This window comes from Microbulbifer agarilyticus (assembly GCF_001999945.1).
Lineage (GTDB): Bacteria > Pseudomonadota > Gammaproteobacteria > Pseudomonadales > Cellvibrionaceae > Microbulbifer > Microbulbifer agarilyticus_A.
On record NZ_CP019650.1, the window covers coordinates 2,642,520 to 2,657,676 of the forward strand.

Here is a 15,157-nt window from a genome sequence, read left to right on the forward strand (position 1 = left end):
CGTGACCGACTCCCCCGAATACCTGAAAAAACGCGCATTCTTTGACAGTCTGCTCACCATCTATGGACGCAAGCCGGTGCTCGAAGCACTGGAGGACAGCAGCCTGCCCGTGCACAAGCTGCACCTGGCGGAAAGTAACCGCAAGGACCAGCTGATTTCCCGTATCGAGCAACTGGCCGAAGAACGCAATATTCAGGTCGCCCACTGGGACCGCAAAGGCCTGTCCCGCATTTCAAAAAATGCCAAGCAGGACCAGGGCGTAGCACTGGACTTGGCGCTACCGAAATACGGCAGTGCCGATACTTTCCTCAAAGAATGCCGAGGCAAACACTTTGAGTTACTCGCACTGGACGGCATCACCAATCCGCAAAACCTGGGCATGATTGTTCGCTCGGCGTGTGCAGGCGGCATCGATGGCATCTTGTTGCCGAAAAAAGGCTGTGCGCAAATAGACCCTCTGGTAATCAAGGCCAGTGTGGGCACTCTGTTTAAGACCCGTATTTTACGCTGTGACCAGCTGGCACCCGTGCTACAAAAATTCGCTGAACAGGGTGCGCGTGTCTGCGCACTTTCCTCACACGCACAAGATACCCTGGGTACGCTGGATACCAGTGCACCCACGGTCTTCGTGTTGGGCAACGAAACCCACGGCGTAAGCTCCGCCGTGGAAAAATCCTGCACGCACAAAATTCGAATCCCAATGAAGAACGACGTGGAAAGCCTGAATGTGGCAATCACCGCAGCGCTCATCAGTTTCCGTCATCAGTTCTGATACACCGCAATAGCACGCCTCACAACACTCCATAAACACTTGTCGCACCGAATTCGGCGCGACAAGCGCGCCTGCTACTCGATTCACATCTAGTCAACTTTTCGCACACCAAGACCGTAATTCGTCAAACAGTCGCGCAAAAGCCCGCCAATTACCGCCGTTACCCTGGCCGCCACATTGGCAAAGTCGTGGCTATCAACTAAAAGTAAGCACGGGAGTATAAATACGACACATAAACAGACCTCCCAATTTCGAGCAACAAGACCAGGGACCGAGTCTATGCCTTTCAAACTTTCGAGCAAGTGCCTCTCAGCACTAGCCACTCTGACCTTCGCCGCCAGTGCTGCCATGCCACTCTATGCGCAGGAAACCAGTTATATCGATGTAATGGGCGTGATGATCCGGGTGGACAAGGACCGCTATACAGAACGTCAGGGGGCCGGCACTCGCGCAACCTTTGGCTGGCAGACCAGCGGCAACTGGTTTACCGAAGTGCAATTGTTTGGGGTAAAGGTGGATCGGGACAGCAATTTAGCACTCTATCCGCAACTAGACACCACCCAGGTTGGCACCCCTACCGCGATTATTGATTCGACTAATTTCAACCCCGGGCTCGTGTCTGGAACAATGGGTGCTGCTACAAGCCCATACATTTACACCGACGCCCTCAAACCCTCCGGCGACCTGGAACTGTCAGGACTGGGCGTTGATGTGGTCTATCACTTCAGCGGACGCGAGGGGTACTCGCCTTTTGTACTCGCTGGTATTGGCGCATCAAATAACAATACCGAGTACGACTATGGCCCAAGAGAGACCAACGGCTTTCTGAACGTCGGCGCAGGTATTGTAAGTGGCGCACTCTCTTCCCGGGGTTTGAAAGTGCGCGCAGAAGTGCGCTACCTACGCGACTTTTTCGCCACCGATATGAGCGATTACCAGTTCGGTATCGGCATCAGTATTCCCTTGCGCTGCCCACCCGCGCCAGCACCCGCGGTGGCCTACATGCCACCCGCCGAGCCAGAGCAGGTTGTCGCGGTTGATCTGGACGACGATGGTGATGGCGTGCTCAACCAGAAAGATCGCTGCCCCAACACGCTACCCGGAGCAAGAGTGGACGAATATGGCTGCGTGATCGCCGACCAGACAATTACTCTGGAAAACATACAGTTTGAATTTAACTCGGCCACGTTAACGGCCCGCGCAGAAGCATCACTCGAAGCCGTGGTGCAATCCCTGCTCAGCCAACCGGATAGTCTTATCGAAGTTGCCGGTCACACCGACAGCCGCGGCAACGACGACTACAACCTACGCTTGTCTGCGCAGCGTGCTGAGTCGGTACGCCGCCATATGGTGTCACGTGGTGTGGATGCCACCCGCATATCGTCCAAGGGGTTTGGCGAGACCCAGCCAGTGGCATCGAACGCGACCGAATCTGGCCGTGCGCAAAACCGCCGCGTCGAACTGACCTTCCGCTGATCAGACCAATTTTCGCGCTTGGAGCCACATTCCAGGCGCGGAATTCTCTTGCTAGCACAATTGCCGACAGCTGCCGGCTTTTTTTATTCACAATCCACAGAATCTGTGGATATCTCTGTTAACAACACCCGGGAAAACGCCGCCAGCCCCCATGATCCGTTGTAACCAGTTTGTGAAGAAAATTTAACCAAATAAATTTTCTGCTTATAAATCAGTAAGTTACAAAAAACTTCAAAACAGGATTGACAAATTTCGTTCGTAACTATCTAGCCTCATTCGTTCACGTCCCGCTGTGGAAAGCTTTTCCCTCTAGCCCCAAAGGGCTAAAAGTTTTTGGCATTTAATTAGTTAACTGGCGAAAAGTAAGCGGCTTGCCCACTTACTGCACAGGCACCCAACACTGGTCAACCAGTGGACACCAAGCAAGAGCGTACAAGCGAAATTAGGCGCCGGGAGGGTACAGATTCCACCGCGTGGCGCTCATGCTAATGAGCGTCGGCAGAAATAAGTTGAGAGAAGAGATTGAGGGAAACTATCTGGAAAACGCGGCCAGCGGGTGGGTAGTGGTGATCCCCATTTGCACGCGCGCACCGGGCTCCGCTTGGACTTCGTGGCTGGTGCGTACCTTGAGCTGCACGCCGTCACCAACTTGCACCGCATACAGGCGCGAGCAGCCCTCGTAGCGCACCCAATCCACCACACCATTGCCAATTTCAGATGGCACCAGAGACAAATCATCTGGCCGCAACAGTAGATCAACCGCCCCACGGGCGTCATCGATCGGTATACCCGGTGCCGGGCCAAGTTCGGTGGTTACCTGGCGCCCATCGAGCACGCCCGGGAGAAAGCTTGCCTCCCCCAGAAATCGAGCGACAAAACGGCTGGCGGGTTCGGCGAAGCATTTCTCCGGAGAGTCCAGCTGCTCCAACTTGCCACCATTGAGAATTCCCACCCGGTCACCAATTGAAAGTGCCTCTTCCTGATCGTGGGTCACCCAGATCGCGGGGATACCTGCAGCTTTGAGCGCCTCGCGGATTTCCCAGCGCAGGCTGTCTTTCAGCGCCGCATCCAAGTTGGACAGCGGCTCATCGAGGAGAATAAACGCCGGCTGGTGCGCAATGGTTCGAGCCAGCGCGACGCGCTGCTTCTGCCCACCGGACAGGCTGGCGGGCTTGGCCTGACGGAACGCTTCCAACCCCAACAGCTTCAACCAGTGGTCTGCCAGCGAAGTGTCTTTCAGGCGAAAGCACACATTTTCCTGCACGGTGAGGTGGGGAAACAGAGCGAAATCCTGAAACACCATGCCGACATTGCGTTTCTCTGGCGGTACCGGGCGCTTGGGGGTTGAGCTCCAGTTACCCAGTGAAATCTCACCCTCGGTTACCGGGATCAAACCTGCCAGCGCCTGCAGAATGGTGGTTTTGCCGCAGCCGGTCGGGCCGACAAGCATCAACACCTCATCCTTTCCCAGGGCGAGATTGAGATTGTCCACCACGCGCGTGGAACCGTAATCAACAGACAGGTTGCGAACGTTCAGCATTATCGCGACTATTTTCCAGAAACTTCGAGTTCGGCCCGGCGCTCACCGGACAACATCAGCGCCAGCCCCAGTGCTGACATCAATACCAGTAACAGGCCGGGAATGGCTGCGCGGCCAAAATACCCCGCTTCGTATACACGCCACAAGTAGGTAGCCAGGGTTTCGAACCCGGTGGGCCCCAACATCAGCGTGGCGGGCAGCTCCCGCATAGCCTCAAGGAACACCAGTGCGGCGCCGGCAATCATACCGCGCATGGTCAGCGGTAACGTAACCCGCTGAAACGCTTCCCGGGGGCTGGCCCCCAGTACACGCGCTGCCTTTACCAGGCTTGAATCCAAACCCTCGGCGGTTGAGCGCACAGAACTAACCGCCAGCGGCAAGAATCGCAATACGTAACACAGCACCAGCAAACCCAGAGTCTGGTACAGAAACGGCAGCTTCAGGCCGACATACACCAGTGCGGTACCCATTACGATACCCGGCACACCAAATCCAAAGTACGTCACTCGCTCCATGATACGGCCCGCGCGACCGGCAATGGCCGCGTGCGCGACCGGAATCGCGAGCACCACCGCACATGCCGCAGCCAGGAACGAAGCGTGTACAGAGTTCCACGCATAGCGCAGGTCAAAACCAGCGTTGCCCTCGCGCGCAAGCCACACCGCGAAAATGGCGAGAGGCAACACTACCGCCAGCAGAATCACCGGGGAAACGGCCACACCAATCATCCAGCGCTGCCAGCTATTGGGCCAAAGCGTGAGGTGGCGGCCGGGTTTCTCACGGCTACCACGCACTCGGGATTCCAAAAACAGCACTAACCCGACAATTGCCAGCAGCTGTAACGACAGCATCGCCGCCTGGCTCAAACCAAATGCGTTGTACTCGACAAAGATCACCCTGGTGAAAGTATCCAGCCGCATAATCGCCGGCGTACCAAAATCAGACAGGGTATACAGGGCCACCAGTAATCCGCCGGCGGCAATTCCGGTGGCAACACGGGGCAACACCACCTTGAGCAGGCTCATTTCGAGAGACATGCCCAACGTGCGCGCCGCGTTCACCAGGCTCGCATCCAGGCTCAGTAGAGAAGCGCGGGTGGTCAGCATCACGAACGGGTAAGAGTAGAGAATCATTACCAGCGAGGCGCCGAGCAAACCGTCCATAGCAGGCAGCGGAATACCCAGCAAATTGTGAATTTCACCACCACGGCCAAACGCCGCATAGATGGTAAACGCACCGATATAACTGGGGATAGCGAGCGGTGCGGCGAGAATCACCAGCCACAACCTGCGCATGGGAAATTGCACGTAAGCGGTTACAAACGCCAATGGTACGCCGATCAGCACCGAGCCAAGTACGGTAAACACCATCAGCAGCAGTGTGTTGGTGAGAACGCGCAAGTTGTGCGCGTCAAAAAACTGCGCCTCGCTCGCCGCGAGGTCGAACAACACTCCGATGGGCAGGATAGCCAGCAACGCAATCAGCGCGGCCAGCGGATAGGACCGGGGCCAGTGGGTCATAACACCCCGGTACGACGCATCAGATTCAGGGTAGGACGCAAATCAGCCAGCTTGGTGAGATCCAGCTTGGGCGGAGAAATCTCACTCAGGGGAGGCAAGCCTTGCGGCGGCTGCACGCCATTGACGAGAGGAATCTCGTAGGCCTCACGCGCCAAGTAGGACTGCACTTCCCGCGTCAGCAAATAGCGGATGAAGTTGATCGGTAGATCCCCCTCGCTTAATGCCAGAATACCGGAGGCATTCACCAGGCAACCTGCGTCATTCTTGGTAAATGCCAAGTCTACATTCGCATCGGGTTTGCCGGCTTTCAGGCGCAGGGTGTAATAGTGGTTGGCAAAACCGATATCCACTTCGCCGCGCTCCACGCCCATTACCACGCCCAGCTCACCCGCATAGCTCTTGGCACGCTGGTTTACTCCGCGCAGCCAATCCGCCGTGGCTTTTTCGCCCTCAAGCAAACGCATGGCAGTGACAAAGGATTGGAAGGAGGCATAAGCCGGCGCCCAGCCAATAGAAAAATCGCTATCCGCCAGCGCCATAACACTGTCCGGAATTTGCGCGCGCGTCACCCGCTCGGTGTTGTATGGAATGGTGCGGATGCGGCCAGTCACCGGTGCCCATTGCGGGTACTGGAATCCCGGGCGCAATTCTTCGGTAATATCAGCCGGCAGTGGTCGCGCTAGTCCCGCATCGGCGACAAGGCCAATGGCTCCGGAGTCTACCGCCCAAAACACATCTGCCCGCCGCACGCCCGCTTTGGACTCGGCAACAATCGTATTGGCCAGCGCCGCAGTCACGCCGCGGCGGACCTGTAAATTAAACTTGGGGTTGCGCTTGCGAATAGCATCGAGGACGTTTTCGTAAAGGCCGCCCTCCCCCCGCCCCAGGTACAGGGTGAGATCCCCTTCCAAAGGCGGCAGTTGATCGACGGACACCGCATCCGGCCTTACACCTGCTACTTCAGATGCAAATGCAGGAAACGGCAGGGCCCCCAGGGCACCTGCCGCAGCAAAACTATTTAAACAGGCACTACGTAAAAAAGCTCTGCGCTGCACGGATAATCCTTAATCGAAAATTCACAAGCTCGGCAAGGGGCCATGAGCCCCCTGCGTTTCCGTGGTGGAAAGAATTGTCGCTTCTATTCTAATAGTGGCTTCTATGAAGACCTTAAAAAACGTCCTTGCGTTTTTTCTCTGCGGCAGCCACCAGGTCCTTCGCACGATCCAGTTTCGCTTGCATGGATTCAACCACCTTGCGCACATCATCAACACTGGACTTACCATCAATGGCCTGCGGCAAGGTTACGTTGAAGTCTTTTTCCAGGTCTTCCACCAGATCCGCATCCTGTTCGATCAGAACACCTTCAACACCTTCAAAGCGATGCAGGTAAGTGTCGTGAACGATACTGGTGGCGGCTTCCGGCAGTTTCTCTGCGTATTTGGCGACCACGCGATCCAGGCGGTGTTTAATGTCGTCCAGGGTCTCAGGCACCGTGCTGGGCTCGGCTTCAGTGGTTTGGACCTTGGCTACCAGTCCTTTTTCCTGATACTGGGAAGCCAACTTAACTGCGCCCAGCGCCTGCCAAAGGGCCTGATTCAGCTTGCTTTGCTCTTCACGCACTTTGGCAATCGGTGCGCCGGCATCAATTGCCTGTTTTACACCGAAAATACCCTGCCAGATATTGGCATATACCGGTACATAGCTGGTTTCGATGGCGGAGTGGAAATCAACCTCTTCCCAGTACTCGAGCATCGCATTGGTATTGGTGCCCTTTTGTCCTTTCTCTTCGTAAGTGTCGACGACAGCGCCAAACTTACCGACCAGCCAGTTCACTTCTTCGGAGTACTGCCCGAGGTGCGACTTCAGATCATTCACGTGATCGCCGATTTCCCCGTTCGCGGAAACCTGGCCGGCACCTAGCAGTGCCACAAGACCCAAAACCATGCCGAAATTGCGAGGCTGGCGGAAAAAAGATTTAGCTTGCATGAATTCCCACTCTCTTTTGCGTTTCTTTATTACAGACTGTGCGCAAATGATACTCATTATCAAAAACGGAATAAAGTAGTCCGAAGTAAAGACTCGGAGTTCAACCTACATCCGAGGCGCTGTTTGGAACACTCTTCTAACATTGCCGCCAGAAAACGGCGCATCGGATCAAACTGGTGCCATATCGGGCGCCCAACAGCGTGAATAGCGACGAGATACTATCAGTCCGAGCCGGCTTTTTCATCTTCACCAGCGCCGATCCGAGCCTCTACTGGGCCGAATTGGGCTAGATTCTCAGATGGAGACCGGCTGTACACCGCAAAGGAGCGGGGAGCTAACAGCAAAGAGCTGGTATAGTCTGTGTCCCGGCTCCCAGAGTCACACGACCAACAAGTATTAACTAGAGCGCGTCCGTTGATCACCAAGACCAAAGACAACTTGCGAATACTCGTCCGCGGTCTGCAGGTGCGCCTGGCTCGGCTGTTGCCGCGCCATGTCCCCATCGCGCTCAAGCTGGCACTGGTCATGACGCTTCTTCTGGTGGTGGGAATGACCGGCCTGGGCCTGGTCATTAGCGACAATCAAAATCAACTGATCCGCACCCAGCTGGACGAATTTGGCAACGCCATGGCGCTACAACTCGCCAAGCAGGCCAGCGAACCCATTCTCTCCGAGAATGGACTCAACCTGCAGATGCTCACCAGTAACCTGGGGCAAGAAGAAAAGATTCTGGGCGCCGCCATTTATTCCCACGACGGCCAACCGCTCTCTGGTACCGGACGCCTGCCGGACCTGGGCAAAACACTATTTGAATCCAGCACCGTGATCGCCCACCCGTGGTTTGGCGCGGATGAAAATGGCAACAGCGAGCGGCTAATCAGCTTTATCGCGCCCGCCACCTATCAGGGCGTTCGGGCCGGCTCGGTAGTTATTACCCTGTCTGCCTCGCTGATGGACCAGGCTGCGACCGAGGCCCGCAACGCCGTTATTTACGCCACACTGGCGATGACTCTGCTGGCCTCCCTTTTCTCCTACTGGCTCAGCCGCAGACTCTCCCTGCCGATTCACCATTTAATGAAGGCCACAGAGGCGATCGGCCGTGGCGACCTTGCCACGCGCATTGATCAGCGCCGCAATGATGAACTCGGCTACCTGTTCGAGGGCTTCAACAACATGGCCGCGGGATTGCTGAAGAAATCCCAGGTGGAGCAGGTATTTTCCCGCTACGTATCAAAAAGTGTCGCCGACAAGGTACTGGCCAACCTGGACGAAGTCCGCTTGGTGGACCGCCCCATCGAGGCAACCGTACTGTTTGCCGACATCAGCGGCTTCACCGCGATGTCGGAAAAGCTGGAACCGAGCCAGGTCTCTAGTCTACTTAACGAATACTTCTCTCATATTTCCCACGCCTGTGCGTTACACGGCGGTGTGGTCGATAAATTTATCGGCGACTGCGCCATGCTGGTGTTCGGCGTTGGCGAAGATGATTCAGACCACGCATTTAACGCGGTGAGCTGTGGTGTACTGATTCAGCAATTGGCGGCAGAGTTAAATGAGCAACGTGCTGCAGATGGCAAGCCAGGGGTGCACTTCCGTATCGGCATCAATTCCGGCACTATGCTGGCCGGTAATCTGGGTTCTGATGATCGGATGGAATACACCGTTGTCGGTGATGCGGTGAATCTGGCCTCTCGCCTGTGCAGTGAGGCCGAGCCCGATCAGGTCATTATTCGCGAGCAACTGCACGATAGCCTGCAACCCCGGATTGTGGCTCAAGCGGGCCAGTGTATTAAGATCCGCGGCAAATCGACACCGGTGCAAATCTACACCGTGGATGATCTATCTAAAGAAGGGAAATCGCAGCTGCGCAGTCATTTAAATACATTGCGCAACAGCTGTAACACACAGCAGGATGAAAAAAACGTCGCCCATGCTTAACCCGCGAATAACACTCAAGCGGTTATTCCTTCGCCTCTCGATAGCGGCACTACTCCCTGCCTGCAGCCTGGTACCGACCTCTCAACCAACACTCGAAAGTTTTCCTGCGGAAACCGCACAGCTCGTTCGCCAGCAATCGGCCGAGCTCGAACAGCTGCAAAGCCTCAACTCCCCTTCACCGTCTCAACAGACTCAAGAGCGACAATTGCGCCGCGCGCTGCAGCGTTTTGAACGAGAGGTATTGGAATCTGCAAGCCGGCTCGAGAAAAAAAATGAATGGTATCGCGCAGCTCAGCAGTTCGAAGGTGCTATCAGTGTCTTACCCAACAGTCCGGTGCTCACGGCCGCCTATGGTGAATTTCAAGAGCGCCGCAAACTGCGAGGAGAACGTGTCCGCATGGAAATCGCGATCCACCAGGGTGAGCAACTGTTAAAAGACATTGATGCATACAAACGCTTGCAACAACTGCAAGGGCGCGATGTATTGACCTGGGTGGAGCTAAAGAATTTCAACCGCAAGCGACGCGCCTCTGCCGAGGAACTGCAAAAGTACGCAGAACTGGCGTTACTGAGAAAAGATTACGGTTTGGCCCAGAGCGGCCTGAAAGTAGCCAAAGCCTTGTACAGCGACGATCTTGCACAAGATGATGAAAGCCAAGAACGGCTGGAACAAAACCTCGCCGAAGCCAACCGCCAACTGCGTAAGCGAAACCCTCGGCGTACAAAAGTAGTAGCACGCAAACCGTCGCCCCCCACAAAAGTGCAGCCCATCCCTACAGATGAGTTAGAGCGGACACTGGCTAACGGCGACCTCCCCAGCGCACGCCAACAGCTCACAGAGCTGGAACAACAGGCTCCTGATCACCCGCAACTTGAAGCTCTACAGGCACGCTTTGATTTCATGTTGAACGCACGGCTGGAGTCCGCTCTACAGCGGGGCAACGAGCTGTACAGTCAGGGGGACATCGAACAGGCACTGGCCGTATGGCGAGAGGCGCACAACTTCGCGCCAGAAAACATGGAGTTGCGCGGCAACATCAGCCGCGCGGAAAGAGTGCTGGAAAATCTGAGAGCGCTGACCACCCCCAACGGTGCCAAACCCTAATCGGCCCTGATCTTCCCTAACCTACCGAGCCAACACTAACCCGGGACCCGAAGGCCCCAGATTAATCGTTCAAGCCTTATTCCCACTCAATGGTGGCAGGCGGCTTGCTGGATACGTCGTAGGCCACGCGCGAGATATGCTCGATCTCGTTGATGATACGGTTGGAGACTTTCTCGATAAGCTCGTAAGGCAGGTGCGCCCAACGCGCGGTCATAAAGTCCACGGTTTCTACCGCACGCAGTGCAACCACGTACTCGTAGCGACGGCCATCACCAACCACACCCACAGATTTCACCGGCAGGAACACCACAAACGCCTGGCTGGTTTTGTGGTACCAATCGGCGTTGTGCAGCTCTTCAATGAAGATCGCGTCGGCTTCACGCAGGATATCCGCGTACTCTTTTTTTACTTCACCCAGGATACGCACACCCAGTCCCGGCCCCGGGAACGGATGACGGTAGACCATGTCATACGGCAGACCCAGTTCCAGGCCGATCTTGCGCACTTCATCTTTGAACAGCTCGCGCAGTGGCTCAACCAGCTCAAACGCCATATCTTCCGGCAAACCGCCCACATTGTGGTGCGACTTGATCACGTGCGCCTTCCCGGTTTTGGCGGCGGCAGATTCGATCACGTCCGGGTAAATGGTGCCCTGAGCAAGGAACTTCACATCCTTGAGCTTGGTGGCTTCCTTGTCGAAGATTTCGATAAAGGTATTGCCGATAATCTTGCGCTTGGCTTCCGGCTCATCCACACCGGCAAGGCGGGACAAAAATGCTTCTTCCGCATCGCTGCGAATCACACGTACGCCCATATTGTCGGCGAACATCTGCATAACCTGGTCGCCTTCGTTTTTACGCAGCAGGCCGTTATCCACGAATACACAGGTCAGCTGATCACCGATGGCTTTATGCAGCAGAGCCGCAACAACCGAACTGTCGACGCCGCCAGACAGGCCCAACAGCACTTTTGAATCGCCTACCTGCTCACGCACCTTGGCGATGGAGTCCTCGATAATATTTTCCGGCGTCCACAGCTTTTCACAGCCACACAGGCCGATTACGAAATGTTCGTAGATGCGGGTACCCTGCAGAGTGTGGGTAACTTCCGGGTGGAACTGCACACCGAAAAATTTTTTCTCCGCGTTGTACATGCCAGCAATCGGGCAGGATGGGGTCGATGCCATCAGCTCAAAGCCCTCCGGCATTTTTACCACTTTGTCACCGTGGCTCATCCACACGTCCAGCAGCGCGCTGCCGGCATCGTCCAGGTGATCTTTTATGTCGTGCAGCAGCGCAGACTCACCTTCCACTTTTACCTGCGCGTAACCAAATTCACGCACTTCACTGCCTTCCACAGCGCCACCCAACTGGTGTGCCATGGTTTGCATGCCGTAGCAAATTCCCAGTACCGGCACACCCAGCTCATACACCGCCTGCGGCGCACGCGGTGAGCCCTCTTCCGGTACCGACTCGGGGCCACCGGCGAGAATAACGCCCTTGGGGTTGTACTCGCGAATCTCTTCGTCGGTCATGTCGAACGCGCGAATCTCGGAGAAAACGCCCAGCTCACGCACACGACGGGCGATCAGCTGGGTGTACTGAGATCCAAAGTCGAGGATCAGAATTCGGCTGGAATGGATGTCTTGGCTCATGACTTACTCGTAACGGTTATATAAACGGCAAACGGACCTTGAGAGGTCCGTTTGCGGTTCACTTAAAGTGCACTTCTATTTTTCAGGACACAAAATTTGCGTACAGGACTTAACGTCCGCCTACCGGGTAGTTCGGCGCTTCCTTGGTAATCTGCACATCGTGTACATGGGATTCGCCCATGCCCGCAGCAGTTACCCGCACAAACTCAGGCTGGGTGCGCATAATTTCCATATCCAGACTGCCGGTATAGCCCATTGCGGAGCGCAGGCCACCCATCATCTGGTGCACGATCGCAGAAATCGGGCCTTTGTAAGGCACGCGACCTTCAATGCCTTCCGGTACCAGCTTTTCCGCGCCCTTGCTGGCGTCCTGGAAATAGCGGTCGGAAGAGCCCTGGGTACGCGACATCGCGCCGAGGGAACCCATACCACGGTATGACTTGTAGGTACGGCCTTGATACAGCTCAACTTCGCCCGGTGCCTCTTCGGTACCGGCGAACATGGAACCCATCATGACCGAATAAGCACCGGCAGCAATCGCCTTGGAAATATCGCCAGAGAAACGAATACCGCCGTCGGCGATCAGCGGCACACCGCTATCGGCAAGTGCGGCCGCTACTTCGGCAATCGCGGTCACCTGAGGAACACCGATACCGGTCACGATACGAGTGGTACAGATGGAACCGGGGCCAATGCCCACTTTCACCGCATCAGCGCCTGCTTCTACCAGAGCCTTCGCCGCTGCACCGGTGGCAATGTTGCCGCCGATTACGTCGACTTGCGGATGCATTTCCTTGATGCGACGTACGCGATCGATCACGTTTTTGCTGTGGCCGTGGGCAGTATCTACTACCAACACGTCAACACCGGCTTCCACCAGCGCCGCAACACGGTCATCGGTATCCGGGCTAGTGCCTACAGAGGCGCCTACACGCAGGCGGCCGTCGGCATCTTTACAGGAGTTCGGGTACTGCTCCGCCTTGTTGTAGTCGGTAACAGTAATCAGGCCGCGCAGCTGGAAATTGCTATTTACCACCAGCACCTTTTCGATGCGGTGTTTGTGTAGCAGTTCGCGTACTTCTTCCGGTGATGCGCCTTCGTCGCAGGTCACCAGACGCTCTTTCGGTGTCATGACCTGAGCGACGGGCAATTCCAGATTAGTCTGGAAGCGCACATCGCGGCTAGTCACGATACCTACCAAGTCACCCTTCTCCATAACCGGAACACCGGAAATGTTGTGGTGGCTGGTGAGCGCTATCAGTTCACGTAGAGTGGCGTCGGATTCGATGGTGATCGGATCCTTTACTACACCGGCTTCAAATTTTTTCACCGCGCGTACCGCCAGAGCCTGTTCTTCAATAGACATGCTCTTGTGAATAATGCCGATACCGCCTTCCTGGGCCAAAGCAATGGCCAGACGCGACTCGGTCACGGTATCCATAGCGGCGGACACCAGCGGAATATTCAGGGTGATGTTACGAGACAGTTTTGTCTTCAGGGAAACGTCTTTCGCCGTAACCTCGGAATATCCGGGCACAAGTAGGACGTCGTCAAAAGTGAGGGCTTCGCGTGCTATACGCAGAGATTCAGACATGGACACTCAAACCTCAAAGGAGCGGGAATGGGTATCGGCGCGATTATAGCCGCAACCTTCGCGGAAACAAAAGACTATTTACGCAGGAATGGCAAATCCCTTTACCTGGCGGCACATCCCTGCAATATTGGCCGCCCTGATGCCCCCAACAGAGACCGAAATGCTCAACAATCCGCCCGGCGCACCCAACCCGCTCCCCACAGACGGCCGTCCGGTCATGACCGTCAGCGAACTGAACCGGGAAGTGAAGCAGCTGCTAGAAGGCAGTGTCCCGCTGCTATGGGTAGGTGGTGAAATTTCTAATTTTGCCGCGCCGAGCTCGGGCCACTGGTATTTCACGCTGAAAGACGCACGCGCCCAGGTGCGCTGCGCCATGTTCCGTGGGCGCAACCGCAACGTGCGTTTCCAGCCCGGCAACGGACGCGAAGTTTTGGCCCGCGCGCGAGTGAGTCTGTATGAAGGGCGCGGCGAATTTCAGCTAATCATTGAGCATCTGGAAGAAGCAGGCTTCGGCGCACTGATGCGCCGACTGGAAGAACTGAAGGCCAAGTTACAGGCAGAGGGGCTGTTCGAGCTTACTCGGAAAAAGCCCCTGCCCTTCCTGCCTGCCACCATCGGAATCATCACCTCGCCTACCGGTGCCGCCGTGCGGGATATGATCCAGGTACTCGGTCGCCGCTACCCCGCAGCGACAGTCGAGCTAATCCCGGTAGCGGTCCAAGGCCAGGGTGCAGCCCAGCAGATTGCCAACGCGATCGCGCTCGCCGGGCGCCTGCAGCGACACGACCTGCTCATCGTGGGTCGCGGTGGCGGCTCATTGGAAGACCTGTGGGCATTCAATGAAGAAGTCGTCGCTCGCGCGCTAGCCGCTTGCCCAATACCGACTATCTCAGCAGTCGGTCATGAGACCGACAACACCATCGCGGACCTGGTAGCCGATGTACGTGCACCAACCCCTTCCGCCGCCGCGGAAGTTGCCAGCGCCAACGCCGCTACTTTGCTGGACACGACCGCGGCCATCAGCCGTCGGCTGAAACGCGCCATGCAGCAACAACTCCGCCATGTGGGCCAACGCCTTCAGATTACCCGCAACCGACTGCGCCATCCGCGCGAGCAGCTACATAACCGCGCTCAGCAACTGGACCACCTGGAGTTGCGCCTGAAAGCAGCAATGGATAATCAGGTAGAACGTCGCCAACAAATGCTTTCTTCCAGCTTGCGCGGCTTTGCGCGAGTTCACCCCGAACAGCAGATCTCAGCCGAGCGCCAGCGGATCGCGACCGCAACCCAAAATCTTCAACGCAGCTGCAAAGAACTGATTACGCGTCGACATGACCGCCTACAGCACGCTGCGGCAATGCTGAACAATGTCAGCCCGCTCTCAGTGCTTCAACGCGGTTACGCCATCAGCCGCAATGCTGACGGTGAGGTCATCAAGAGCGTCCAGCAAGTCACCCCGGGTGAGCAGGTTTCGGTCATTCTCGCGAGTGGCGAGTTCGAAGCCACGGTAGACACGATTCACCCAGCGCGGGAGTGAGGCCCCTCACCCCGCACGTGAAGTATCACGAGCGG

11 protein-coding genes are annotated in these 15,157 nt (G+C 56.3%); 5 read left to right on the forward strand and 6 right to left on the reverse strand.

Annotated elements, in window-relative coordinates:
* Position 1 precedes the first annotated feature (1 nt).
* The gene (locus Mag101_RS10915; protein ID WP_077404701.1) at positions 2-772 is read left to right on the forward strand and encodes a TrmH family RNA methyltransferase; all 771 of its coding nucleotides are present in this window, start codon (positions 2-4) and stop codon (positions 770-772) included.
* Positions 773-1,051: 279 nt separating this feature from the next.
* Positions 1,052-2,248, forward strand: a complete 1,197-nt coding sequence (locus Mag101_RS10920) for an OmpA family protein (RefSeq protein WP_077404705.1) — start codon at positions 1,052-1,054, stop codon at positions 2,246-2,248.
* A 532-nt stretch (positions 2,249-2,780) separates the two neighbouring features.
* On the opposite strand, the gene Mag101_RS10925 is transcribed toward Mag101_RS10920, so the two are convergent.
* From Mag101_RS10925 to Mag101_RS10940, 4 genes are all read right to left on the reverse strand, one after another.
* Positions 2,781-3,788, reverse strand: a complete 1,008-nt coding sequence (locus Mag101_RS10925; RefSeq protein WP_077404708.1) for an ABC transporter ATP-binding protein — start codon at positions 3,786-3,788, stop codon at positions 2,781-2,783.
* 8 nt (positions 3,789-3,796) lie between these two features.
* A complete protein-coding gene (locus tag Mag101_RS10930; protein WP_077404711.1) occupies positions 3,797-5,308 on the reverse strand; it encodes an ABC transporter permease in 1,512 nt (503 codons plus the stop codon).
* Positions 5,305-6,363, reverse strand: coding sequence for an ABC transporter substrate-binding protein (locus Mag101_RS10935; protein ID WP_077404714.1), 1,059 nt, complete (start codon positions 6,361-6,363; stop codon positions 5,305-5,307). The genes Mag101_RS10930 and Mag101_RS10935 overlap by 4 nt, the downstream gene beginning before the upstream one ends.
* A 112-nt stretch (positions 6,364-6,475) precedes the next feature.
* Positions 6,476-7,294: a hypothetical protein gene (locus Mag101_RS10940; protein WP_157520312.1), complete on the reverse strand. Its 819-nt coding sequence runs from the start codon at positions 7,292-7,294 to the stop codon at positions 6,476-6,478.
* Between the two features lie 414 nt (positions 7,295-7,708).
* Between Mag101_RS10940 and Mag101_RS10945 the strand changes: the two genes are divergently transcribed.
* Together Mag101_RS10945 and Mag101_RS10950 are read left to right on the forward strand one after the other, a co-directional pair.
* Complete coding sequence (locus Mag101_RS10945; RefSeq protein ID WP_077404717.1) at positions 7,709-9,232, forward strand: adenylate/guanylate cyclase domain-containing protein; 1,524 nt, start codon at positions 7,709-7,711, stop codon at positions 9,230-9,232.
* Positions 9,225-10,337: a hypothetical protein gene (locus Mag101_RS10950; RefSeq protein ID WP_157520315.1), complete on the forward strand. Its 1,113-nt coding sequence runs from the start codon at positions 9,225-9,227 to the stop codon at positions 10,335-10,337. Before Mag101_RS10945 ends, Mag101_RS10950 begins: the two co-directional genes overlap by 8 nt.
* Positions 10,338-10,413: 76 nt before the next feature.
* Here Mag101_RS10950 and guaA read toward each other — a convergent pair whose 3' ends face one another.
* Together guaA and guaB are read right to left on the reverse strand one after the other, a co-directional pair.
* A complete protein-coding gene (gene guaA / locus Mag101_RS10955; protein ID WP_077404723.1) occupies positions 10,414-11,991 on the reverse strand; it encodes a glutamine-hydrolyzing GMP synthase in 1,578 nt (525 codons plus the stop codon).
* A gap of 109 nt (positions 11,992-12,100) precedes the next feature.
* A complete protein-coding gene (guaB, locus tag Mag101_RS10960) occupies positions 12,101-13,585 on the reverse strand; it encodes an IMP dehydrogenase (protein WP_077404726.1) in 1,485 nt (494 codons plus the stop codon).
* A gap of 160 nt (positions 13,586-13,745) precedes the next feature.
* Between guaB and xseA the strand changes: the two genes are divergently transcribed.
* Positions 13,746-15,122 (forward strand): exodeoxyribonuclease VII large subunit, encoded by a 1,377-nt coding sequence (gene xseA, locus Mag101_RS10965; RefSeq protein WP_077408255.1) that lies wholly within the window; start codon positions 13,746-13,748, stop codon positions 15,120-15,122.
* The last annotated feature ends 35 nt before the right edge of the window (positions 15,123-15,157 follow it).